Origin of the sequence: Planctellipticum variicoloris (assembly GCF_030622045.1) — a bacterium.
Taxonomy (GTDB): domain Bacteria; phylum Planctomycetota; class Planctomycetia; order Planctomycetales; family Planctomycetaceae; genus Planctellipticum; species Planctellipticum variicoloris.
Genome location: NZ_CP130886.1, coordinates 4,413,244 through 4,438,048, shown reverse-complemented (window position 1 = coordinate 4,438,048; position 24,805 = coordinate 4,413,244). Strand labels below are relative to the sequence as shown.

Sequence of the window (24,805 nt, the reverse complement as noted above, 5' to 3'; positions counted from 1 at the left end):
ACCGTCCCTGCAATCATCCGCTCGCGCATCCTGGAGACTGACCATGTTGAGCCGCCGTCACTTCCTGCAGTCCATCCCGACGCTCTCCGCCGCCGGTGTCTCAATGCTCTCGTTGAGACGGCTGCTGGCAGGCCAGGCGGCGCCGGCCGCGGCCCGCGCCTCGCAATTGATCGCCGGCAAGAGCGACGAACTGCTGGTCCACACCGCCGATCCCCTGGTGTTCGAGTCGCCTCTCAAGCTGCTCGACCAGCATCTGGTGACGCCGAATTCGCTTCTCTTCGTCCGCAGCAACGTGAATCCCGAGGGCATGTCGACGACCGCCCCGGCGCCGGTCCGGGACTGGCCCGTCGAACTGACGGGCCTCGTCGAAGGCACGAAGTCGATCGACCTCAAGACGCTCCAGTCCCTCCCGCGCACCAGCTACGAAATGGTCCTGCAATGTTCCGGCAATGGGCGCTCCATGTTCTCCAGAGTCGCCAAAACCTTGGGGACGCAGTGGGGCCGCGGCGGGATTGGAAACGTCCGTTTTGAAGGAGTCAAACTCAGCGAAGTCCTCAAGCATCTCGATGTGCATCCGCACGAGTCGGCTCGCTACATCGCCGCGGAAGGCAAGGACTCGCCCGCCCCCGGTAAGGACGACTTTGAACACAGCATCCCCCTCGGCGATGCTCTGGAGACCGCGATTCTGGCCCTGTCGATGAACGGCGATCCCTTGCCGGCAATCCACGGCGGCCCGGTCCGGCTCGTTCTGCCCGGTTACTACGGCACCGTGCAAATGAAATGGCTCGGCAAACTCCGGTTTGAAGCCGAGGAAAGCGCCAATCCCTTCCACGCCGTCAGCTATCGCACTCCCGACAGGATCATTCAGCCCGGCGAGAAATACGTCTTCAATCGCAGCAACAGCACCCCCACCTGGAAGACGAAGCTCGCCTCGCTGGTCACGTCCCACGTCGACGGCCAGACGGTTGCACCAAGCATCGTCACGCTGGCCGGCTATGCCTGGAACGACGGCGCCGCGCCGCTGAAAGCGGTGCTGCTGTCGACCGACCAGGGGGAAACCTGGAAGAGCGTCGCGTTGACGCGGTCCCGTTCCCCCTACGCCTGGTCTCGCTGGTCCGTCGAAGTCCCCGTGAAACCCGGAGCCCGCACGTTCTGGATCACCGCCGTCGATGCCCTCGGACGAACTCAACCGGATGACGGTGCGATCACCTGGAACCCGGCGGGGTATGAATGGAACGGCATCGAAAAGCTGACCCTGCTCATCGGCTGACAGGCCGTCGAAGTCTCGATTCCGTGCGCCACGGCCGTGGCACACCTGATGTCAACAAGCTGGCGGCCCGCAGCGCCGCCGGTCTTCTCCGTCGACCGCTCCACGTCTGCGTCGGCTGGCGGCTTCTGCATCGGAAAGCCCGGAGAATCTTTGGAAAAATCAGGGAGCAGCCGCAAAATCGCTTGACGGATCTGACGGCCAATGTTTGCATCTCCCCGAAGCCCGAAGCCCGAAGCCCGAAGCCCGAAGCCCGAAGCCCGAAGCCCGAAGCCCGAAGCCCGAAGCCCGAAGCCCGAAGCCCGAAGCCCGAAGCCCGAAGCCCGAAGCCCGAAGCCCGAAGCCCGAAGCCCGAAGCCCGAAGCCCGAAGCCCGAAGCCCGAAGCCCGAAGCCCGAAGCCCGAAGCCCGAAGCCCGAAGCCCGAAGCCCGAAGCCCGAAGCCCGAAGCCCGAAGCCCGAAGCCCGAAGCCCGAAGCCCGAAGCCCGAAGCCCGAAGCCCGAAGCCCGAAGCCCGAAGCCCGAAGCCCGAAGCCCGAAGCCCGAAGCCCGAAGCCCGAAGCCCGAAGCCCGAAGCCCGAAGCCCGAAGCCCGAAGCCCGAAGCCCGAAGCCCGAAGCCCGAAGCCCGAAGCCCGAAGCCCGAAGCCCGAAGCCCGAAGCCCGAAGCCTCACCGCCCCGCAAATCGCTCCTCGAACGCCGCGATTTCCCCGATCAGCGTGTCGCGGATCAGCTTGAGCCGCAGACTCTGGCGAACTTTTCCGCCGTTCGCTTCCGCGATGTAGAACACGTCGACGACCTGATCGAAGTGCGTCGAGATCTTCGCCAGCACGACCGAAGCGTCCAGCGAAAACAGCGCCCGGGCGATCGTGTAAAGCAGGCCAGGGCGGTCGTGGGCGAAGACGTCGATCACGGTGTAACGGTCCGACGACTCGTTGTCGATCACAACTCGCAGCGGCAGATTCGAGACCGGTCCCTGCAGCCCGAGCGGCTGAAACCGCGTCCGCGCCTGAAACAGCGCGTAGACGTCCAGATCCCCCCTGAGCGCCGAGCGGATCAGGTCTGACACCTCGTCGATCCGAAACTGCGGCACCTCGCCCGAGTGGTCGAAGTCCTTCACGCGATACGCGTCGATGATCACTCCGTCCTGGCTCGTGCAGATCTGCGCCGACAGAATCTCCATCCGCTTCGCGGTCAACGTTCCGGTCAACTTGTGGAAGCAGCCCGAGCCCACCCGCTCGTCCGTAATGATCCGGTACTCGATCGTGGACGTCTCGGGCTCATACCGCGACTCAATGTGGATCTCTTCCGGCGCGCGGCTGCAGACGATCCGCAGGTCCGCCGCAATCCGCTCCGGCGGCGTTGCCAGCAGATAGTGCGGCGGAAACAGCTTCAGCCGATCCTGCCAGACCCGAACCAGCGCCTGCCGTAGCTTCTCATCAGTCTCGGCGACGCACTCCAGCACTTCGTTCCGCGCCCGCTCCAGTCGCGTCGGCTCGTCGAACAGATAGCTCTTCCCGCTCAGCCACAGCAGGCTCCGCTCGTAGAGCGAAGTCACCAGCTCCGACTTCCACTCGTTCCACACCCCCGGCCCGACCGCGGACATATCCGCCGCCGTGTGCACATATAGCATTCGCAGAGCCTCGGCGCTGCCGATGTCGTGGCTGAACCGCAGCAGCACCTCCGGATCGCTGGTGTCCCGCCGCAGCCCCAGGTTGGTCATCTGCAGGTGTTGCAGAATCAACCCCGAAACCAGCTCCCGTTGATGTTCCGGCAGCCCCAGCCGGACGGTCAGGTCTTGGGCCAGACGCCAGCCCACGACGCAATGGTCTTCTTCAAAGCCCTTGCCGGCGTCATGCAGCAGCAGTGACAGGTGCAGCAGGTCCTTGTGGCGGATCGCCCGATACGCCTGACCCACCGGCCCGGCGTCCGCCTCGAACGACTCCGCCGCTTCTACGGCTCGCAGCGTATGCTCGTCGACCGTGTACTGGTGGTATTGATTAAACTGCAGCAGGCAGCGGATGTGCCGCAGGGGCGGCAGCACATATTCCAGCACGCCAGTCGCGTACATGCTTCTCAGGATCGCTCCCAGGATTCCCGTTGTCCCGAGAATCCCCAGAAAGGCGCGAGACGCCTCCGCCGACAGGTCCGCCGGGAACGTAATCACCTTCTGTGCGATCAGCTCCTCCAGTTGCGGCGCCAGCTTCACCCGATACCGGGCGGCGGCAAGATACAGTTTCAGCACCCCCTCCGGCGAACCGCAGACGCGCGCGCGGAACCGGTGTGGGACGTGGAGGTATTCCGGGCCAACCCGGTAAATGTCGTCGATCCGGTAGGTCATCACGAAGTCGAGAAGCTGTCGGGCCAGCGGCGGTCGCTGGTGACGTTCCAGAAACCGCCGGCAGATTCCCGACACCGCCGTCGTGTGGCGGAAAAACTCCTGCATGAATCGCTCGACCGGCCGCTGCCCCGCCGTTCCGGTGACCCCCCGTTCGCGCGCGAACCGCAATTGCTCGTCGCGGGTCAGCACATCCTGCTGTTTCCCCGCCGTCAGGTGCAGGCCGATTCGGATCTGCGTCAGGTAATCGCTGGCGCTGATCAGCGCCAGCGCCTCGTCGGGCGACAGGCCTCCCCGCAGCTTCAGCGAGTTCAGATCCGAGGCGCCGTAGAACGCAAATCCGACCCAGCGGATCAGGTGGATGTCCCGCAATCCCCCCGGCGAACATTTGACGTCCGGCTCAAGCTGCTGCGTCGACCCGCCAAACTGCTGCCGCTCAGCCTCGCGGGCGGCGATCGCTTCCGTGGCGAACGTCCGTCTGCGAGATCCGATCACCGATCGCCCGAACTTTCGCAGAAAGTCGACGGCCAACGGCTCGGCGCCCCACAACCGCCGCGCGTCGGTCAGCGACGTGGCGAAATGGGCGTCCTGCCGAGCCATTCGCAACGCGTCCGCCGGCGTCCGAACGCTGTGCCCCAGCTTCAGGCCGCAGTCCCAGAACTCGCGAACGACCGCCGAAACCCACTCGGCCGCTGCGGTTTCCGCAGACGACGCATACAGGAACAGCAGATCGCAGTCCGAATAGGGCGCCAGCTCCCCGCGGCCCGTCCCCCCCACGGCGACCACCGTCAAGTGGCGCCTCAGGATCGCCTGCTGCTCCGCTCCGCAGTCGTCGAGCGATTCCTCAAGAATCCCCGCGATCCATTCGTCGAGGAGCGAAGACTGCAGCGCCGCCACCTGCAGTCCGGTCGCTCCCAGTTCGTAGCGCTCGCGGACCCGCGCCCGCAGCTCCTCCAGCCGCCCCTTGCGCGCGGCGACGCGACCCGCGGAATACTCGAGCGAGGGCAGAATGCCGGACATAGTGTCAATCAGTCAGAGAATCTTCGTCGTCGATGTCCTGACGGACGAAAAGGCCATGACCCCGAATTCGCGACGTCATGGCCTGTCATCAAGGCACGTGCAGCGTTTCCCGAGCGCCTGCCAGGGACCGTCAAACTCCCGCTCCCAGCCTTACTCTGCGAAGCCCGAAGCCCGATTCCCGAAGCCCGCCCTAAATCGCCCCCGGCCCCGTCTCACCCGTTCGAATCCGAATCACATCCGCCAGGTTGGTCACAAAGATCTTTCCGTCGCCAATCTGGCCGGTCCGCGCCACATTGGTGATGGTCTGGATCGCTTTGGCCACCTCGGCGTCGTCAATCACGATCTCCAGCTTGACCTTCGGCAGAAAGTCCACGGTGTACTCGGCGCCCCGGTAGGTTTCCTTGTGGCCCCGCTGCCGGCCGAATCCGCGGACTTCAGTCACGGTCATCCCCTGGATGCCCGCCTGCGTCAGCGCGTTCTTCACGTCCTCCAGCTTGTAGTGCCGGATCACCGCTTCAATCTTCTTCATCGCTCAGTTCTCCCCGGCGCTCGTACGTCGCCCCAGTGCCAGATGCGGTCTACGCCAGCGCCCTCCCTGGCGATTCCCAATCGTTCGAACGCGGCGCAGCCGGTTCCCGGATTTTCCCTCTGCAGCGTCATGCACTTGCCCCAGCCGAACGGGAGGGACCCCCGCACGCCGTCACAGCGCCTCCGCGCCCGATTCCCCCGTCCGGATCCGGACCATCTCTTCCATCGCGGTCACAAAGATTTTCCCGTCGCCCACCTGTCCGGTCCGGGCCGATTTGACGATCGCTTCAATGATCGACTGGAGCTGATCGTCGCCGACGACCACTTCCACTTTCACCTTCGGCAGAAAGTCCACGGTGTACTCGGCCCCGCGATAAGTCTCTTTGTGTCCCTTCTGCCGACCGAATCCTCGGACTTCCGTGACTGTCATTCCCTGAGCGCCCGCCTGCGTCAGTGCGTCTTTCACTTCTTCGAGCTTAAAGTGGCGAATCACCGCTTCCACTTTTTTCATGGTCGCTGACCTTCCTCGCTGGAGTTTGCTGCCTCACACGTCGTCCCGCAAACGCCCCGGGCAAGTTTCCCGCGGCGTTTGCGAACCCATTCCTGACCTACAGGAAAATGTAACCTTCTTCACCGTGCTCGTTGATATCCAGTCCCTGCAGCTCGCCGGCCTGACTGACTCGCAGACCGATCGTTGCGTCCAGAATCTTCAGCAGAATCACCGTGCCGACAACTGCCAGCGCAATTGCCGCTCCGATCCCGACGACTTGCGCCACCATCTGCTGGGCATTGCCGTACAGCAGTCCCGCCTTGGCGGCGTCGCCAGTCACCGCCGGCGTCGCAAACACCCCGGTCAGCAGCGCACCCACTGTACCGCCCACCCCGTGAACCCCGAACGCATCCAGCGAATCATCGTATTTGAACCGGTTCTTCAGGGACGTGCACGCCCAGAAGCAGATCAGACCGGCGGCGAATCCGAGCACGATCGCGCTGATCGGCGTCACGCTGCCGCTCGCCGGCGTAATGCACACCAGCCCCGCGACCGCTCCCGAACACGCCCCCAGAATGCTCGCCTTCCCGCGCATGATCCATTCGATCCCGGCCCACGCCACAACACCCGCCGAGGCTGCCATGTGCGTCGCCACAAACGCATTCACGGCCTTGCCGTCCGCCATCAGCGCGCTCCCGGCGTTGAAGCCGAACCAGCCAACCCACAGCAGCGCCGCCCCGATACACGTGTAAGTCAGATTGTGCGGCGGCATCGGCTCCTGCCCGAATCCCAGCCGGCGCCCCAGCAGCAGGGCGCACACCAGTGCTGAAAAGCCCGACGTAATATGCACCACGGTCCCGCCGGCAAAGTCGAACGCCTTGTACTTGGCGTCGGGATTAAATTCCGAGCACCAGCCGTCGACCGACCAGACCCAGTGCGCCACCGGGCAATACACGAACGTCCCCCACAGCACGCAGAACAGCACCATCGCCGAAAACTTCATCCGCTCCGCAAACGCCCCGCAGATCAGCGCCGGAGTAATGATGAAGAACATCATCTGAAACACCATGTGCAGCGACTTGGGAATCGTCCCTTCCGCCGGGATAAATACCGCCCCATCCTTCCATTCCGACATCACGCCGTTCAGGAATGCATAGTCCAGGTTGCCGATCAGCCCGCCGCCGACATCGCCGCTGAAAGCGAGGCTGTAGCCCCACCCCGCCCAGACCAGCGACATGATCCCCATCAGAAAGATGCACTGCATCATGACACTCAGGATGTTCTTCTTCCGGACCAGTCCGCCGTAGAACATCGCAAGTCCGGGTGCCGTCATCATTAGCACGAGTGCTGAGGAAACGAGCATCCACGCGATGTCAGCCCCAACGAACGCCGGAGCAGCTACAGAAGTCGTTACCTCCAATGGAGTTTCATCGGCAAAAGCACCGCCGGTGGCGCACAGTAGCAGAAAGGCTGTGGTGATCCCCGTCCTCGCCCGAGGCATGCTGCATCTCCTTGTTGCATCATCAGTTGTGGTGTTCTGTGGCTTCCCGAAGCCACTCCTGCCCGTTGCCGCCCATCCCCAGTCCTCGGACTCATAGGCAGGCTCTGCCTCACAGATTGGCAACTGACATGCCAAGTCCCGCAACTCTGCAAAAGGATTCGGCAATTGTCCGATCGGCACGGCCCCGGACGTCAGACGCAAGCCCCGTGGACCGGCCGAACTTGCCGGTCTATCCCCCCGAGATTCTCATCGTCGCGCGGACCGCAGGCAGCCTGCTGCCTCGATTGGCAGCCCCGGCCTCGATTGCCACAACGCCCCTCTGCCGACACAATCACGCGTCTCCTGACGGATTCTCAAAAGGTCTGGTGCGTGATGTGGCTTTACGGCGCAGGCGGCGGGCTGATCGCAGGCGCACTCCTCGCGCTCTGGCTCAACCGCCTCATCCATCACGAACGGGAAGCGCTGCAGCTCCCCGCCACGACAGGGGCGCAGCGAGCGATCCGCGGCGGGCTGGTCGTCGTCGTCAGCACCATCCTCTTCGCCGCACTCACTTGGGCGGAACTGACCGCTCGCTGGCTCGATACATCGGAAGTTCAGCCTTCGGACTTCGCCCGCTGGCTCCGCCTGGGCTATCACCTGGTGCTCGTGGCCCTGCTGATCGCCGCAACGGTCATCGACCTCGACTGTTACATGATACCGGACGCGATCACGCGCCCCGGATCCGTGTTTGGCCTCCTGGCGGCGATGGCCGCGGGCGAGCTGCAGATCGCCCACCTCTGGGTCGACTGGGGACTCGACCCCCTCGCCCTCAGCCTGCACGGACCCTACATTCCGGCATGGTTCGATCAGTTCCGCTGGCTGCATGCGTTGACCTGGAGCGTCGCTGGACTCCTCGCCGGAGCCGGACTGACCCAACTGGTGCGCGTGGTCAGCTCGCGCCTGCTCGGTCAGGAGGCGATGGGCTTCGGCGACGTGACGCTGATGGCCATGGTCGGCAGCTTTCTCGGCTGGCAGGCGACGGTGCTGACATTTCTGCTGGCGCCGCTGTTCGGATTGCTGCTGGCGATGCCCGCACAGTTCCTCCTGCGAAAACCCTATCTGCCGTACGGGCCGTATCTCAGTCTGGCGGCCGTGGCTGTCCTGTTCGGTTGGGGAGCCCTCTGGCGTCAGACCCGCGTCATCTTCAGTGACTTTCTGGGCTTGTTCATTCTCGGCAGCATCGCTGCTGTGGCACTGATCGGACTGCTGACGCTCGTCCGGCTTTACCGCTCCATCCCCGTCCGGCGGTCAGCACCGGTCAATCGGGAAGCCGAAGAGAACGTCAGCGTGAACGCCAAAGAGGCGATCGAATCGATGAGAATCGATTCGGGCAAGGACGCCATCTCTGAAGAATGAGGCCGAACGAGACTGAAGTCTTCAAGCCTCGTCGCGGCGGCTTTCAGTTGATGGATGATATCAACTGGGTCATCGAAGACTCCGGCACAAGCCACCCGGCATCGCGGTCAATTCTGCGATCCCCGAGACCCGATACCCGTCTCAAATCATGTCCAGCTTGCGATGCTCGCGGCGCGGCGGACGACTGCAGACCGCACACAGACCGTCGACTTCCAGACGGTGGCCTGACATGCGGAACCCGAACCGCGCAGCAACCTGCTCCAGGACCTGCGTAATTTCCTCATTGGGAAACTCGATCATGTCGCCACATCGTCGACAGATCAGGTGGTCGTGCTGGGGATACCCATAATCGTGCTCGTAGACCTCCCGGTCATTTGCACGCGCCACGCGCCTCAACAGGCCGGCTTCCACCAGCAGGTTGAGCGTCCGGTAGATCGTCGACCGACTGGCGCCTTCGGCTCCTCCCCGCTGGGAGAGCGTGCCGATCCATTGCTCGGCGTCGAAGTGGTCGTGGGTCGAATAGACAGCCGATACGATGGCCTCCCGCTCCGGGGTCAGACGCATCTTTTTCGTCAGCAGAAACTCGCGGAACTTCTCCACGGGCGCCACTGCGACGTCCATTGCCGCCAGATCCGACACAATGATTCCTTCCGCCCGATGCTATTCGTCGCCCAGGTCGATGCCCAGCGAACCCAGCATCCGCTCCAGAGCCGCTTCGAGTTTCGCATCCGTATCGTAAGTGCCATTCTCAATGGCCTCCTTGATCCGGGCGATTCGCTCCTGTCGCATGTCTGTCGTCTGGCTGAGCTGTTCGAGCATTTTTCCCGCCGAGGAGATTTCCAGTGCGTCTTTGGGAGACGTCGGCCGACTGACCGGCGTCGATTCGAGACCGCTGCTGGACGGTGACACTGAGCGGACGGGGTAAGCCTGTTGAACTGATCCCAAACCGCGAACATCCATGTCGCTGCTCCCTTCCTGGGTGTGATTCGCAGAATTCGCTGACGAATCAGCAAACTCCGCGCCCCCTGAATGATAGCCGAGACCAGACGATTCGTTCAATCGGGATCCGATGTGATCGATCATTTTCGCTCCCCTGTGTCAATCTGTAGACAGTTCGCAGAACTATCGAGACTGAGGGAACGTCGTCTTTCCCAAGCCCGACAGCGCCCGATCCGCGGATCCTGACGCTGTAACATCTTTCAGCCGCAGGGGGTTTCCATCAGTGGAACCAGTGCAGGCCAACAACATCCGACGGACCAGATATCGGACCGCCGGCCCCCGTTCATTGAACTCCCTGTCCTCGAAAACGGTGTGGTCAACCCGATATGGCGTCCGACCTGCCAGCCCTGCGGATTGTGAATGCCAGCGACCCGCGTCCTTGCAAAAAGTGCAGTTTCCGGCACAAGTTTCGGCGACATCCGCCGGATCGTGTGCCTCGGCCCCACGATGGCCAGCGATGGTCTCCGGATGAGGGAATTCTCCCGCCCGCAGCCAATTTCTTCCGCCACGACCGTCTGGGCGCTCGCTTACGCGGCAGCACCTGACGAATTGATCCTGCCGAAATTCGACTCAAGTACGGTCACCGGTAATCGGCCGGGGACTCTTGAGAAGTCGAGCCGCGAGCTTTCCGCCAGCACGCTGCAGGGGCGACGCCCACTCGTCCTACCGCCCGTAAGTCCCCACCGGCGTCGCTGACGCATCGGCAAACCCCGCGACGACCACCTGCCGGACCGTGGCCGCGGCCTTCAGAACGTCTTCCCGGCTGACGTCCAGGTGCGTGCACGCTCGCAGCCGCTGCGGTCCCGCCGGGTTGATCCGGACTCCGTGCTCGGCCAACTTCCTCGCACACTGCGCGGCGGTTCCCAGGTGGTCGGCCACTTCGAAGAATACGAGATTCGTCTCGACATCCTCCGGCTCGATCCGCAGACCCACCGTGCCCGCAATCGCCTCTGCGAACAGCTTGGCGTGGGCGTGGTCTTCGACCAGCCGTCCCACATGGTGCTGCAGGGCATACTCCGCCGCCGCCGCCATCATCCCCGCCTGACGCAGCGCCCCGCCAAAAAGCTTCCTCGCACGGCGGGCTCGATGAATAAAGTCCTTCCCGCCGACGAGGATCGAGCCCATCGGGCAACCCAGCCCCTTCGAGAAGCAGATTGACACGCTGTCCACATGCTTCGCGAAGTCGCGAATCTGATAGCCCTGCGCCACGCAGGCGTTGAACAGTCGGGCGCCGTCCACATGCACCAGCAGCCCTTGCGCGTGAGCCCATTTGCCGAGTCGTTCGACGTGGTCCAGCGAGTAGGTCCGCCCGCCCCCCTGGTTAGTCGTGTTTTCCAGGCAGAGCAGGCGCGTGGTGCAGAAGTGCTGGTTGTCCGGCCGCACTTTGCTTGCCACGTCCGTGACATCAAGCATGCCGTGCCGACCGCGGACCGTCCGGCAGGTCACGCCGCTTAGCGCCGCCGGGCCTCCCGCCTCGTAGTTGGCGATATGCCCCAGCTCCTCGATCAGCAGTTCGTCTCCCTGCTGGCAATGGGCCCGGACCGCCATCTGGTTCGATTGCGTTCCCGAGCAGTTGTAGACCGCCGCCTCCATCCCCAGCAGCTCGGCGACATGGGCTTCCAGCCGGTTGACCGTCGGGTCTTCCCCGGACATGTCGTCGCCGACGTCTGCCTCGGCGATCGCCTTACGCATGCCGGGAGTCGGTCTGGTGACGGTGTCGCTGCGCAGATCGATCGCGGGGGGATTCACGGGCTCGGCTCCCTGAGGGCAGCGCGGTGGAGAAAGCGTGTTTGCTCGTCTACACTCTACCGCGGTCGCGAATCTCGCCGCAAACCTGTTCGATTCTTCGAAAGTCGCAGTCCATCGTGCTGAACATTCCGGTTCTCGACTGTTCTACGCAGGATCCACTGGTGCTGCTGGCCGAGCTGCGCCGCAAGCTCAGCCCGCAGGGGGACATTGTTTCTGAGGCCGGTCGTCAGCGGACGATCGAACTCTTTGGAGAACCGCTCGCACCCCGCCAGGTCGTCCAGCGGATCTGCGCCGACGTCCGACAGCGCGGGCTGGAGGCGCTGCTTGACTACACCCACCGGCTCGATAAGAAAGAGCTGACTGCCGAGACGATTCGCGTGACTCCCGCAGAGCTGGAGGAAGCTCACGCGAAGGCCGACCCGAAGCTGCTCCGCTCGATTCGTCGAATTCGCGAAAACATCGCCGAGTTCCAGTCGCGGATTCTTCACGAAGACGTTCAGTTGATCCGGCAGGACGGCACCGCCCGAGTCGAACTGCGGCAGCGGTATCTGCCGCTGCGACGGGTCGGCATCTGCGTCCCCGGGGGGGCTGCCGCATATCCCTCCACCGTCCTCATGACGGCGGTTCCCGCCCGGACGGCGGGTGTGAAGGAAATCGCCGTCGTGGTTCCGCCGACGGAATTCGGCGGCTACAACACGGACCTGCTGGCGACCTGCGCCGAAGTCGGCATTACCGAAGTCTACCGCGTCGGGGGAGCCCAGGCGGTCGCTGCCCTGGCCTATGGCGTCGCAGGGATTCCCCGCGTTGACAAGATCGTGGGACCGGGCAATCTGTTCGTCGCCCTCGCCAAGCAGCACGTGTATGGCGAAGTCGATATCGACAGCATCGCCGGCCCCAGCGAAATCGTCGTGCTCGCCGACGACACCGCCCGCGCGGAGTTCATCGCCGCCGACCTGATTTCTCAAGCCGAGCACAGCCCGGGCTCTGGGGTTCTGATTACCTGGCACCGGCCCCTCGTCGACGAGGTTCAGCGCGCCCTGGCCGATCAACTGGCGAAGCTCCCCCGCGGCGACCTCGCCCTGACCAGCCTCAACGAATACGGGGCGCTGATCGTCGCCCGCGACGCCGTCCAGGCGGCCGAACTGACCGACCTGCTGGCGCCCGAGCACCTGCACATCTCCACGAGCGACCCGGAAGACATGCTGGCCCGGATTCAAAACGCCGGCGCGATTTTCATGGGACACTACACTCCCGTGGCTGTGGGAGACTATTTCGCCGGTCCCTCGCACGTCCTTCCGACGGGCGGCACCGCCCGGTTTGCCAACGGCCTGTGCGCGAACGACTTCCTCAAGCGGTCCAGCGTCCTCTGGTACAACCACGACGCCCTCGAAGAATCGGCAGAGGACATCGTCCGCTTAGCCAATTGCGAAGGGCTGACCGCCCACGCGGCCAGCGTGACGGTCCGTCTGGAAGACTGACTGTGTGTCATCGCGGATTTGCGGATTGACCGGGTCACAGTCCCGAGTTGCTCCCTGTATCCCCCGCATCACCGGAAGAATCGTTGCGCTCGCCACGCAGACCGGGAAATTGCTATCCGCGACGCGGCTTTTCTCTCAAGCCCGAGTAAAATCGCCGATCCACGGTTTGCCGTGCTCCGATTCGTAGCCTAGGCTCGCTCGGATGGGTCGAGATCTGGGGACTGTTACCTCCCGCGACCCTGCGAGCTCGTTTCCGTCTGGAGGCCCCCGATGAGATTCTCCGTCGTTTCGCTCTCCGTCATTGCGGCGGCTGGGCTTGCGGTCGGATCTCTGTGGCTCATGCCGGTAGCGACGGCCGCTGGAACTCAGCCGAGCATCATTGGCGGCACGACTGCCGGCGCCAAGGACTTTCCGCAGGTCGGAATGCTCACCATCAAGCAGAGCGGCGGATCTTACCTTTGCTCCGGCACTCTGATCGCACCGCAGTGGGTTCTGACAGCGGCCCATTGCGTGTCCGATAAGACGGTCAGCAAGGTTCAGGTCAAGTTCGGCACAAAAACCTACGACGCCGACCTGTGGAAGTACCAGCCCAGTTACAAACCGACCGCGTTCTCCCTGGGCAACGATATCGCCCTGGTCCGACTGAAAACCAAGGTGACCGGCATTACGCCGGCGACGCTGGCGACGGCTGCGCCGAAGGTGAAGGCGGCTCTGACCATCGTCGGCTTCGGCAACGGTGGAACACCGCAAAGCGGACAGCAGAACGGCACCGCCGGGACGAAACGTTATGGCTATGTGACGGTCGACTCGATCACCGCGCAGCATGTTCGCTGGAACTTCGACAAGGGAGAAGCCAGCTCGATCGCCCAGGGCGATTCCGGCGGACCCTCCTTTCTGAAGGGGACCACGACCATCGTCGGCGTGGCCAGCGGCGTTTCCGTCTCCAGCACTGGCAAGATCGGCGTCTGGGGCACCTACGCCTTCGAACAACGGGTCGACATTCAGCGGACGTGGCTCACTAGCACGATGAACACCTACAAGCCGCCAGCAGTCACCGTTGCCGGCACGACTGCAAGAGTGGTGAACTCCGCCGCCGACGCACTGCAGACGACATCCGTCTTCGGCGTGAATCTCGGTTCCCTCGTCTCCGACGTCGCCGGTCAGTAGGCTGTCCGGTCAAGGAGAACTTGACCATCGACAGTCCGCACCCCGATTCTGGTCTCGAGGCATTGCGCTCGCGTTTTCCGCAAGCCGCCTCGGTGCTGCAGCACGGCGCCGAGCGCGGTTTGCACACCTCCGGGCAGCTTTATCTGTCGCTGCACGGTGAAACCGTCGTTGACGCCGCCTGGGGCGAAGCCCAGCCGGGCGTCCCGATGACGCCCGACACGATTAATCTCTGGCTCTCCGCAGGGAAACCTCTCACCGCGGCGGCCTTCGCCCGACTCTGGGAGGCCGGCCTGGTCCGACTCGACGACCCGGTGGCCAGCGTCATTCCCGAGTTCGCCCGGTCCGGCAAAGAGTCCGTGACCTTCCGGCACCTGCTGACGCACACCGCCGGGATGCGGCATGTCGAGACCGGCTGGCCCGATCTGCCCTGGGACGAAACGATCGCCCGGATCTGCGCTTCGCCGCTGGATCCGGACGCCATCCCCGGACGTACCGCCGGCTATCACACGCAATCAAGCTGGTTTCTGCTGGGCGAAACGCTGCAGCGACTCACCGGCGAGACCTTCACCGAACTGTTGCGGAATCTCATCCTCAGGCCGACGGGCCTGGCTGAGACGCAGGCGAGTATCGAAACCGCGGAGTATGCGGAACTTGCCCCCCGGCTCGGCTGGCTCTACGAACGCGACCGGGGGACGCTGCGGGTGCTCGACTGGCACTCGCCGGAGCGGTGCGCGGCTCCTTCTCCCGGCAGCAATCTCCGCGGCCCGATCCGCGACCTGGGGCGTTTCTACGAAATGCTTCTCCGCGAAGGGGAGGGGGCGGAGGAGCGCGTCCTGTCGCCGCAGACGGTCGCCGCTCTGACGGCCCGGCATCGCGTCGGCGAACTCGATCTGACGCTGGGACACGTCGTCGACTTTGGACTGGGCGTGATTCTCGACTCCAACCGCTATGGCGTCGACACCGTCCCCTACGGCTACGGCCGCTATTGCTCGCCGCGAACATTCGGCCACGGCGGCGCGCAGTCTTCACAGGGCTTCTGCGACCCGGAACGGGGCCTGGTCGTCGCCTGGCTCTTCAACGGCCGGGCCGGCGAAGGGCTCCACAACCGCCGCACGCGGGCTGTCAACGAGGCGATTTATCAGGATCTGGGCCTGGCGGCTGCGGGATAGCACCGGCTGCGATTTGTCGCATCCGTCAGTGCAAAATGAAAAGTGAAAAATGCAAAGTGCAAAATGAAAGAGAAGTCAGAATCCGGCAGCTCCTTGTGATTCGCCGTTGATTCTTCTCAGCTCCGTTCGTTTTGCGATTTGCATTTTTCACTTTTCATTTTGCACTGCTTATCCCGCCGCAGCCTACGCTCCGCTCCGTCCGCGCGACGCCCGGTAGCCGTATTCCGTCGCGAACCAGATCGCGTACTGCTCGCGCTTGTCGAAGTTCGTATTCCGCGTATCCAGCACGTGGCCCAGTTCGTGGATCAGCACGTTGTTCAAGTAGAAGTCGCGAATCGTTTCGGGAGTCCAGCGCAGCTTCCAGTACGGTCCCTCTTCGTACCACTCTCCCCCGAACATCCGGGCTTCGATGATCTGCGACGGCTTCGGCGGACGGACATACGTTTCGATCAGCGAGGCTTCGATCGGATACAGGTAGATCGTCGATCCCCACTGCATCCCGTAACAGGGGAAGAGGCCGCGCTTGCGGGTCATTCGGCTGAACTGCAGCACTTCCAGCGGCTCGGTGAACTTCTCGGGAAGCTCGCCCAGACGCGCACGGACTTCGGCTTCGGTCACCGGGTGGACGTAGTTCTCACCTGCGGATTCATGGACAACACGGATGCCCGCCGCGCCGGTTGGTTCGTACCAGCGTTCGGGGGCGGAGAACGCGCCCGTCTGCTGACCTTTGCCGCCGGCCCGCTGACGATAGGCGGCCATCGGCCGGACCACGCGCGAACCGCAGCGCGTGTGCGTACCGATCTTCAGACGATGATGCTTGGATCCCTGGAATCGCATGATGACTCTATGGGCACTGCCGGCAGCAGCCGAGACCGATGCAGCAGGCTTTCGCAAGGCGTGATGCGGGACTCGACGGGGAGTCGAAAGGGGCGTCGAGTCGTCTCTACCCATTGTTTCACGCGGGGAGAGTGCTCGGCAACTGTACACCTCAAGTGCCAGTCCGGCCGAAGGTTGCGTCGCGTCCGCCGGTCCCGGCCAGCGACGGGCGAGTGCCTGCCAAAATGGCACTTCTCGGCCGCCGCGCAGTAACCGCTGGACCGCTCACGAGTTACAAGAGTGATCGGCCGCGCCGTCAATCGAGCCGACGCGCTGCATCCGCCAGGACATGTTCAGCAGGAAAATAAGTGCTGACTGGGAATGGACTTGCGAGCTGGGTTCTGTTTATCGCGGCGTCCGCCTCAACCGGTAGCCTATGGCACCAGCTACTGCCCGAGGGCCCCGATCCAAGGTCGTTCACCCGATTTGAGCGTCCCCTCCGGAACGAGCTGCGGGCTCCCCGCGGGAGCGACGAGGAAGTTGTCCTGCTGCGGGTCTTCCGAATCAACCGCCAGCGTTGTATCGCCGCGCCGGCCAAACGAGGCGAAGATGTCGACTTCGCCGGGAACGGCCGCGCCCGGCGCCCGATTCGACCAGTTCAGCGAGAGTCCCTCGCCCCCTTCCCGCAGCATGGCGCGGAAGCTGTCCGCGTTGAAATCCCGTTCGACGATGGCTTCGACTTTCTCCACACCCAGGAAGAGCGTCCGTCGGATGCTCAGATCACGGGAGCCCTCTTTCGGCATATGGGTGAAGGCGATGCCCTGCTCCCCCTTGTGGATGGTCGTGTTGGCGATCGTCAGCTCTTTGTAGACGGCCGGCCCGCCGAACTGAATCGCGGTCCTGGCCTGCGTGATCAAGTTCTCCCGGAAGGCGATTCCGGTGAGGTTGCTCCCCGAAACCGCAATGCCCACGGACATCGGCCCGAACAGTCGACAGCCGGTAATCCGCACGTGCGAGGGATCCCGGACATCTTTTCCGCCGGCCGGCCCCAGCCGGAGCCCGACGGCGGCAGGGGCCGCCGAGTAGAGCTTCAACTTTTCCAGCGCGAGCTCGCCCTTCTGGAAGCCTTCTCCCATTCCTCCCCGGAGATTGACGCCAGTCTCCGTGAAGCCGCGAATGGTCAGATTGGCCAGTTGCGTCCCCGTGAGATCGCCCGTCAGTTCGACGGCCACCTTCTTTCCGCTGGCGTTGAGTTCGAAACCTTCCAGGTCGAATTTCTGCACTCCGTGCAGCTCGATCAGCGGCCCGTCCCCCGGAGCGGTCAGCGTCGTGCCGAGCGAGCCGCGTACGGTGACATGCTCAGGGAAGGGCTCCTTCGTTGCGTTGATGACGATTCGTTCGTTGAAGTCGCCCGCGAGGACGGTGATCGTCATGCGGTCGCGCGGGCCGCTCGGCTGAAAGCCCTGTCGAACGGCGGTCAGCGCCGTCGCGATAGTCTTGTAGTCTGCGCCCAGGGCGCCGACGCTGATCGCCCGCTTGTTCCCGAGCGAGATCACCGCCGGGCCGCCAAGCTGCTGCGGTTCGCTCTTGCCGTCGGCCTTGGCCCCCTTGGCAACAACATCCGGTTCCTTGCCGCCGGAATTGTCTCCACCCAGCAAGCCGAACAGCCAGACGACCGTTAAGACAACCGCGAGCCCGGCGACGCCGGCCGCCGCCAGCAGCGCAATCGGCAGGCCACTGGCGGGCTTTTTGCCGGAAATCTTCCCGACCGCAGGCTGCCCGGCGGGCGCCGCGAAGGCCGGCAGGCCGACGGACACTGGCTCCGGAAAGCCGGGAAACTGCATTGGGGGCGGCATTTCGGGGATGGGAACGTCCGTGGACGGCGCCGGCTCGACCGCCACGGGGGTGGGCGGCTCTTCGGCCGGTGCGACCGGCGGCGCGTTCAAGAAATCGAACGGTGAGCCCATCGCGGGAGCCGGGGCGGAGTTCTCATCGATCGGGGCCGCGGCCTGCGGCGTATTCAGGCCCGCAAAGAAGTTTCCGAGTCCCTGGTCGGGCGGAGTGGCGGGCGGGACGACGGCCGCGGGCGGAGCCGGTTGAGGGCGCGGAGTTTTCGGCGCGGCTGGCTTCGCAACGGGAATGTTGCCGACGGGTTGAGCCGGCTTTGCCGGCACGGGCTTGGCGACGGCCGGCTTTGCCGGGGCTGGCTTGCTCGGAGGGGGCGTTGAGGGGGCCGGGGTCGGCCGTGGAGCCGATTGCTTGGTGCTCGAAGGCGGTTTGGGGGCGCCGCCCGACTTCGGCTTGATGGCCGACTTGGAGGAGGCCGGCGGTTTCGCCGGAGTGGGAGTCGTCGGTCCGGGTTTGCCCCCCAAATGAGCGAACAGCGAGGCCAGCGAGTCATCTTCCGCGACTGGCTCGACGGGCGGCGCTGCGGGCCTCATTTTCGTCGAGGGGGGCGGTTCCGAGCCCCTGGTCAGAAACGATGACGTGGGAGGGGGCTCTGACGACGCCTCAGGAGCGGTCGCGGGCGCGACCGGCCTGGCGACGACCACCTTGGCCATCGTCGGCGACTTCTTGATGGCGCTTCCGAGCAGCACTGAATGCGAAGCCCGCCAGTCATCCCGAGCGTTCTCGACCAGCCACTGCAGCAGAGCCTGGGCCGTCTGTCCGGCGTCGGCAAAGCGGTCGTCCGCCTTCTTCGCCATCAGCTTTCGGACGAGTTGGGCCAGCGATGGCGGGATGCCGTGACGTTCCTTTTCCAGCGGCGAGGGCTCTTTGTTCTGGTGGGCCATCAGCCGCTGAGTGAGCGAGCCTTCGGTGAAGGGGGGGTGCCCCGTCAGCATGAAGTACATCGTGCAGCCGAGGCTGTAGATGTCGGCCCGCGCGTCGACGAGGTGGCTGTCGATCGCCTGCTCCGGGGACAGGTAGTCCGCCGTGCCGAGGACCTTTTCGTCGTGGGCGATCGTCAGGGCTTCGCCGGTTTCGCCGCTGTCGAAATAGCGGGCCAGCCCGAGATCGAGCACTTTCACCGTGCCGGTCAGGTCTACCAGCAGATTTCCCGGTTTGATGTCCCGGTGAACCATTCCCGCGGCGTGCGCGTGGGCCAGTCCCTGGGCGGCCTGTCGGGCATAGTCCACGGCGTCTTCGAACCGGAGCGGACCTTTCCGCTGCACCAGTTCGTGCAGGCTGCAGCCTTCGACGTACTCCATCACCAGGAAGTGAATCTCGCTCTCGCCGTCGGTCTGGCAGTCGACGTCGTAGGCCCGGACGATGTGCGGGTCGTCCAGCGCGGCGACCGCCTGGGCCTCGCGATGAAACCGGGCCAAGTACGAAGAATCCGTGACCCGCTTGGAGGGGAGCACCTTGATGGCGCAGCGGCGACGCATCACCGTGTGCTCGGCGAGATACACCGAGCTCATCCCCCCTTTGCCGAGGAGTGAGAGCAGCCGGTATTTGCCGAGAAAGTAGCCTTTGTGCTTTCCCTGCAGCAGCTTGTCGGCCTGCCACCGCGTCACCAGGTTTTTGTCGACGAAATGATCGGCCAGAGCCAGCGTGTCTTTGCGGTCGCCGCCGCTGTTTGCGAATTCGGCGACCGATTGCTGCAGACGATCAGCGGGAACCAGTCCGCTCTTTTGAACGGTGGCGATAAAGGAGTCCGCGTTGAGCCGGGTCGACATGCCGGTCCCGTCCTCGTGCCCGTCCGGCCTGCAGGAAGTCTGCACTGAATTGGTGTCGGTACGGTAGCACTCAAAATGCAGGGATTCCAGTCCCGAAAGTCTGATCGGCGCGATCGGTTTCGCCGAACCAGCCGTCAGCGCTGACTCTCCTGCCGGTGCATCTGCAGGAATTCGGCGACTTGTGCGGCGTCGCCGGGCTTCAGGCGACGATCGGCAAGCCGGAAATCAAAGCGGATTACGCAGGTTGTGCTGATCACGCCGCGAACCCTTGTCGTGGCATAGGGTTCTTCCCTATCGTTGCCACAGCGAAGGCGTCTCCCAACGCCGCAACAGGAGTCCGTGACATGTCGGCAACACGTCAGATCGTCCGAGGCGCCTGCCCGCTCGACTGCCCCGACACTTGCTCCATGCTGGTGACGGTCGAAGGCGATCGGGCCGTCGCGGTGCGGGCGAATCCGGAGCACGCCATGACCCACGGCGTCCTCTGCCACAAAGTTTCGCGCTACCTCGAACGGGTCTACCACCCCGGCCGCGTGGCCACGCCCCTCAAGCGCGTCGGCCCCAAGGGCCGGGGCGATTTCGTCCGGATCTCCTGGGACGAGGCCCTGACCGAAATTGCCCGGCGATATGCCGAAATCGCCGGCAGCTCCGCTGGTCCCCAGGCGATCCTCCCCTACAGCTACTGCGGCACGATGGGGAAAATTCAGGGAGAAAGCCTCGATCGCCGGTTTTTCCACCGCCTGGGCGCGTCGCTCCTCGACCGCACCATCTGCGCGACCGCCGGCGCCGCCGGGTATGCGTATACGATCGGCCAACGGGTCGGGACCGATCCGGAAGAGGTTGCCAACAGCCGCTATATCGTGAACTGGGGCTCCAACACCGCCGTCACGAATTCCCACCTCTGGATTCGTATGGTGGAGGCCCGCAAACGCGGTGCGAAAATCGTCACCATCGACCCCTACCGCTGCCGGACCGCCGAACGGAGCGACTGGCACCTGCGGCCCCGCGTCGGCACCGACGCCGCCCTGGCCCTGGGCGTCATGCACGTCCTCTTCCGGCATGGCCTCGTCGATCGGGACTATCTCGAACGGTACTGCCTCGGCGTCGAACCCCTCCGCGATCGCGTCCTGACCGACTGGTCCCCCGCGCAGACTTCCGCTGTCTGCGGCCTCCCGGCGGACGACATTATCCGCTTCGCCAACGAGTACGCCGCGAACATTCCCGCGATGATCCGCGTCAACTACGGCCTCCAGCGCCACGCCGGCGGCGGCATGGCCGTTCGGACCATCGCCTGCCTCCCCGCTCTGATCGGCGCCTGGCGGCATCCCGCCGGCGGCTGTCTCCTCTCGACCAGCAGCGCGTTCGCCCTGAACACTCGCGGCCTGCAGCGTCCCGACCTGAGTCCCCCCGGCACGCGCACCGTCAACATGAACCAACTCGCCGAAGCCCTGCATGGCGAACTCGCTGGCCCCCCGGTCCATGCACTCTACGTCTACAACAGCAATCCCGCCGCGGTCGCTCCCGACCAGAAACGTGTCCTCGAGGGCCTGCGGCGCGAAGATCTCTTCACCGTCGTCCACGAGCAGTTTCTGACCGACACCGCCGACTACGCCGACATCGTCCTCCCCGCCACAACGCAGCTCGAACACTTCGATCTCCACACGACCTACGGGCACTACGACATCCAGGTCAATTCGCCGTCGATCCCCCCGTTCGCCGAGGCCCGCTGCAACACCGACGTCTTCCGCGGTCTGGCCGACCGACTGGGCTTCGAGCGGGACGTGTTTCAGGTCGCCGATCACGAACTGGCCCGCACCGCCCTCTGGGAAGATTTTTCGATGCCGGGGAAGCAGGTCGCTCAGGTCCCGCCGACACTTCGGGGGATCACGCTCGACCGCCTCCTGGAAGCCGGCCCGCTGCGGCTGAACCTCCCGAAGCCCTATGTTCCCTTTGCCGACGGGGAATTTCGCACCCCGAGCGGCAAGTGCGAGTTCTGGAGCCAGCAACTCGCCGACCTGGGCCACGATCCCCTGCCGACATACATTCCCCCGGCGGAATCGCCCGAATCTCAGCCCGAACTGGCGGCCAAGTATCCGCTGCAGCTCCTGACGCCCCCCACGCCGCACTTCATGAATTCCAGCTTCGTCGAGCTCGAATCGCTGCGCAAAGCCGCCCGCGAGCCCGAACTGGAAATCCACCCGGACGACGCCACCCCGCGCGGCATCCAGACCGGCCAGCCCGTCCGCGTGCGAAACGATCGGGGCACGTTTCAGGCTGCAGCGATCGTCGGCGAAACCGTCCGCCCCGGCGTCGTCGTCGCGACCGGCATCTGGTGGCACAAGCTGACGGCCGGCGTCGGAAACGCCAACCTCACCACCTCGACCCGTCTCTCCGACCTCGCCGGCGGCGCCACCTTCTTCGACAACCTCGTCGAAGTCGAGCCAATTTCCGCCAGCACACGTCTATAACTGTGCCGCCCGATGTCGTGCCATCGAATCGCAATGGATGAAGTCTCTTTCAACTGACAACTGACAAATATCAGCCCCACTCCCCTCGGGGCCCGCAATTCCCGGAATCCGCGCCTCATGACCGATCCTGATATTTCCCATCTCTCCCGCCTGCAGATCGCCGGGACCGGCTCGTTGCTGCTCGGCATGGCGCTGCTCGCGCTCAACGCCATCGAAGAAGCCTCCGGCCTCTCGGGGATGCCCCGTTTCTGGTACCACAACCGGGTCTTCTGGTGGGGCCTGGGCGCCACCTTCGTCGGCGTCGGAACATGGCTCCTCGGCCGGCTGAAGCAGGCCGAAGAGTACGGTCCGCCCGACCGCTGGCGCCCCTCGCTGCCCGGCATCCGCTTCAAATCGGTGCTGCTCTACACCCGCGTCGGCTGCCACCTCTGCGACGATGCCCGCGAAATTCTCGAACGCCACCAGCGCTGGCTCCCCCGGATTGTGGAAGCCGACATCGACACCGACCCCCGCCTGGTCGAACGCTACGGCACCTGCGTTCCCGTCGTCGTCCTCGACGGCAAAGTGAGATTCCGCGGCCGAGTCCCGGTCGAACTCCTTCGCCGCCTGATTGAAGGAACGTCGGCGTTGGAGTGAGCCGTAGGGCCGGCTCCCGCCGGCCGAATTGTGCCAACGATTTCGCGAATCCCGGGTGGCCGGCGGCTGGAGCGTCTTCGCGAAGCCCCGGTCTTTCCCCCTTCTTCCCCATCCACTACCCACTGCCCACCAACCACTCTCCCCCACAATTCCGCGCAACAAACCTCCTCTTTATGAAGGGGGCATAGCAGCATGCCCGTCGTCGGTCCGCTGCCGGCGTCCGGACGCCTCCCTTCGACCGGGCCTGATCAGGGCCCATTAGCGGATTCTCCTTCAACGGGGAATCCGGGGACCGCACCCCGTGTGCGCACATCCTCGGCGCCGAGTTTTTCAGAAGCCCGGACGCAAGTCCGGTCTCCTGATCGTGCCAGTGCAGGCGGGGCTTCGGCCCGGCGACATCCGACCGTGATCAAACCCCGGCGGGGCGGCCTTCGACAAGTCGCCCCGCCGGGGCCCGCGTTCCCTGGAATTGATCAACAGCAGCACGCCGCCCGGCGACGCCGTCGCTCCCGGTGCGCGCCGACTGGACGTTTCGGACCGCCGTCTCCCAATCGCTCCCCTCGGCCCCCCCTCATGTGCTAAAACACCCCCTTCGAACATCACATTCGCCGACTCAGAGGGCTTCCGTTATGTCGCTGGAGGTCGAATGCCCGGAATGCGGGCTGCGGTACAAAGTGAAGGACGCGCTCGCCGGGCGGAAAATCCGCTGCCGGGAGTGCTCCGCCGCGATCGTCGTACCGACCGCCGATGACGCCGACGACTGGGGCGAAGTCGCGGAGCTCCCCGCCCGGCGGAAGACCGGCAAAAAAGCCGCTTCCAGGTCTTCCAGCGACGGCGGCCTGAGCCCCGCCATGAAGTGGCTGCTCGGCATCGCCGGCGCCGGTTTCCTCTGCATGGTCACCTGCTGCGGCATCGGCGCCTGGCAGGTTTCGCGTCTCGGCCATCAGTTCATCGGCGAGGTCAAAGTTCCTCCGGGGCAGACGTTCGCCCAGTGGCGGGCCGGCTTTCGCACAAAACTCATCCAACAGGGACCGGCCCCGCAGGACTACGACGATGGGGAGACTCCCCCCGAAAACGTCGAGGAAATCCTGTACCCTTCGGGCGATCTGAACCTGAAGGCCTGGGTCTACCGTCCGCCGGAAGTCGCAGAACCCCGCCCGGCCCTGGTCTTCCTGCACGGCGGCTTCGCGTTCGGCGAAGCCGACCTGACGGAAGCCTGTGCACCGTTCATCGAGGCGGGCTACGTGGTCATGACCCCCATGCTCCGCGGCGAAAACGGCAATCCCGGCAGCTACGAGCTGTTCCTGGGGGAAGTCGACGACGCCCGGGCGGCCGTCAAATGGCTCGCCGCCCAGCCTTACGTGAATCCGCAGCGGATCTACGTATTCGGCCACAGCGTCGGCGGCGGCGTGGCGTCGGTCCTGCCGCTGCTGGACGACGTCCCGATGCGGCACAGCGGCAGCTCGGGCGGACTGTACGACCACGCCACGTTCCTGGCCTGGCAGTTCGACGACACGGTTCCGTTCGAAAACAACCCGATGGAATGCTCCGTCCGCCTGCTGGTCGGCAACTCCCAGTTCCTGCAGCGCCCGCACTACGCCTACCTGGGGACCGATGACGAAAGCTTTCACGAGACCGGCGAGCGATTGCAGAAAGAGGCCGGACCCGCCGGAAAGTTCACGCTCGAAATGATCCCCGGCGATCACTTTGACAGCTTTGAAGAAGCGATCCGACGCTATCTGGCGGTAGCCGAACAGGACGCCCCGGCCAAATAATCCGCGACCGTCATTTTCGAACCAGCATCAAAGAGAAAAGCCGCGTCCAACCTGTCTCAGGCCGGCCACGGCTCCGTTCTTACTCTGGCGATTCGCTATTCCCTACTCGCTATTCGCTTTCTTCCAACGCCGCCACCCCCGTCGCCTGCGAGTCCCGTTTCCCCGTCAGCAGGATGAAGATGTTGCTGAAAGCATCCATTCACCTGGGAAGCTCGCACCCGGCGGCGAGGGTGCCTTGTGATACCGCTGTGGCAGGAATGTCGAAACCTCCTTTGCAAAACCGATGTGGTTCGCCAGTCGGAGCCGCTGACCCCGGCTGACCGTCCCGTGCCTCC

At 64.5% G+C, this 24,805-nt stretch carries 18 protein-coding genes; 8 read left to right on the top strand and 10 right to left on the bottom strand.

The features are described 5' to 3' along the window. Positions 1 to 43 precede the first annotated feature (43 nt). Positions 44 to 1,270: a molybdopterin-dependent oxidoreductase gene (locus SH412_RS17250; RefSeq protein ID WP_336519258.1), complete on the top strand. Its 1,227-nt coding sequence runs from the start codon at positions 44 to 46 to the stop codon at positions 1,268 to 1,270. A 664-nt stretch (positions 1,271 to 1,934) separates the two neighbouring features. Here SH412_RS17250 and glnD read toward each other — a convergent pair. The 4 genes from glnD to SH412_RS17230 form a co-directional block, all read right to left on the bottom strand. Next, positions 1,935 to 4,622, bottom strand: coding sequence for a [protein-PII] uridylyltransferase (glnD, locus tag SH412_RS17245; protein ID WP_336519257.1), 2,688 nt, complete (start codon positions 4,620 to 4,622; stop codon positions 1,935 to 1,937). A gap of 190 nt (positions 4,623 to 4,812) precedes the next feature. Continuing rightward, entirely contained in the window at positions 4,813 to 5,151 is a 339-nt protein-coding gene (locus tag SH412_RS17240; RefSeq protein WP_336519256.1) for a P-II family nitrogen regulator, read from the bottom strand. Positions 5,152 to 5,322: 171 nt separating this feature from the next. Next, on the bottom strand, positions 5,323 to 5,661 hold the full coding sequence (locus SH412_RS17235) for a P-II family nitrogen regulator (protein ID WP_336519255.1): 339 nt from the start codon (positions 5,659 to 5,661) through the stop codon (positions 5,323 to 5,325). Between the two features lie 97 nt (positions 5,662 to 5,758). Continuing rightward, positions 5,759 to 7,141: an ammonium transporter gene (locus tag SH412_RS17230; RefSeq protein WP_419555740.1), complete on the bottom strand. Its 1,383-nt coding sequence runs from the start codon at positions 7,139 to 7,141 to the stop codon at positions 5,759 to 5,761. A gap of 372 nt (positions 7,142 to 7,513) precedes the next feature. Between SH412_RS17230 and SH412_RS17225 the strand changes: the two genes are divergently transcribed. Next, on the top strand, positions 7,514 to 8,536 hold the full coding sequence (locus SH412_RS17225; RefSeq protein WP_336524168.1) for a prepilin peptidase: 1,023 nt from the start codon (positions 7,514 to 7,516) through the stop codon (positions 8,534 to 8,536). A gap of 141 nt (positions 8,537 to 8,677) precedes the next feature. On the opposite strand, the gene SH412_RS17220 is transcribed toward SH412_RS17225, so the two are convergent. From SH412_RS17220 to SH412_RS17210, 3 genes are all read right to left on the bottom strand, one after another. Beyond that, entirely contained in the window at positions 8,678 to 9,175 is a 498-nt protein-coding gene (locus tag SH412_RS17220; protein ID WP_336519254.1) for a Fur family transcriptional regulator, read from the bottom strand. Positions 9,176 to 9,196: 21 nt separating this feature from the next. Beyond that, positions 9,197 to 9,496: a flagellar biosynthesis anti-sigma factor FlgM gene (locus SH412_RS17215; RefSeq protein WP_336519253.1), complete on the bottom strand. Its 300-nt coding sequence runs from the start codon at positions 9,494 to 9,496 to the stop codon at positions 9,197 to 9,199. Positions 9,497 to 10,198: 702 nt separating this feature from the next. After that, positions 10,199 to 11,284 (bottom strand): threonine aldolase family protein, encoded by a 1,086-nt coding sequence (locus SH412_RS17210; RefSeq protein ID WP_336519252.1) that lies wholly within the window; start codon positions 11,282 to 11,284, stop codon positions 10,199 to 10,201. 161 nt (positions 11,285 to 11,445) lie between these two features. On the opposite strand from SH412_RS17210, the gene hisD reads away from it, so the two are divergent. The 3 genes from hisD to SH412_RS17195 all read left to right on the top strand — a co-directional run bounded on the left by hisD (position 11,446) and on the right by SH412_RS17195 (position 15,098). Continuing rightward, a complete protein-coding gene (gene hisD, locus SH412_RS17205; RefSeq protein ID WP_336519251.1) occupies positions 11,446 to 12,762 on the top strand; it encodes a histidinol dehydrogenase in 1,317 nt (438 codons plus the stop codon). Between the two features lie 270 nt (positions 12,763 to 13,032). After that, positions 13,033 to 13,929 carry a S1 family peptidase gene (locus SH412_RS17200; RefSeq protein WP_336519250.1) on the top strand — a complete coding sequence of 299 codons (897 nt, stop codon included), beginning with the start codon at positions 13,033 to 13,035 and terminating at the stop codon, positions 13,927 to 13,929. Positions 13,930 to 13,949: 20 nt separating this feature from the next. Beyond that, positions 13,950 to 15,098, top strand: a complete 1,149-nt coding sequence (locus tag SH412_RS17195; protein WP_336519249.1) for a serine hydrolase domain-containing protein — start codon at positions 13,950 to 13,952, stop codon at positions 15,096 to 15,098. A gap of 183 nt (positions 15,099 to 15,281) precedes the next feature. Here SH412_RS17195 and SH412_RS17190 read toward each other — a convergent pair whose 3' ends face one another. The 3 genes from SH412_RS17190 to SH412_RS17180 form a co-directional block, all read right to left on the bottom strand. Next, positions 15,282 to 15,935, bottom strand: coding sequence for a hypothetical protein (locus SH412_RS17190; RefSeq protein WP_336519248.1), 654 nt, complete (start codon positions 15,933 to 15,935; stop codon positions 15,282 to 15,284). 425 nt (positions 15,936 to 16,360) lie between these two features. Then, entirely contained in the window at positions 16,361 to 19,591 is a 3,231-nt protein-coding gene (locus tag SH412_RS17185; protein WP_336519247.1) for a serine/threonine protein kinase, read from the bottom strand. A gap of 134 nt (positions 19,592 to 19,725) precedes the next feature. Further along, positions 19,726 to 19,848, bottom strand: coding sequence for a hypothetical protein (locus SH412_RS17180; protein WP_336519246.1), 123 nt, complete (start codon positions 19,846 to 19,848; stop codon positions 19,726 to 19,728). 87 nt (positions 19,849 to 19,935) lie between these two features. Between SH412_RS17180 and SH412_RS17175 the strand changes: the two genes are divergently transcribed. From SH412_RS17175 to SH412_RS17165, 3 genes are all read left to right on the top strand, one after another. Further along, positions 19,936 to 22,059, top strand: coding sequence for a molybdopterin-containing oxidoreductase family protein (locus SH412_RS17175; RefSeq protein WP_336519245.1), 2,124 nt, complete (start codon positions 19,936 to 19,938; stop codon positions 22,057 to 22,059). Positions 22,060 to 22,176: 117 nt separating this feature from the next. Next, on the top strand, positions 22,177 to 22,695 hold the full coding sequence (locus tag SH412_RS17170) for a glutaredoxin family protein (protein ID WP_336519244.1): 519 nt from the start codon (positions 22,177 to 22,179) through the stop codon (positions 22,693 to 22,695). Positions 22,696 to 23,324: 629 nt separating this feature from the next. Further along, complete coding sequence (locus tag SH412_RS17165; protein ID WP_336519243.1) at positions 23,325 to 24,470, top strand: CocE/NonD family hydrolase; 1,146 nt, start codon at positions 23,325 to 23,327, stop codon at positions 24,468 to 24,470. The last annotated feature ends 335 nt before the right edge of the window (positions 24,471 to 24,805 follow it).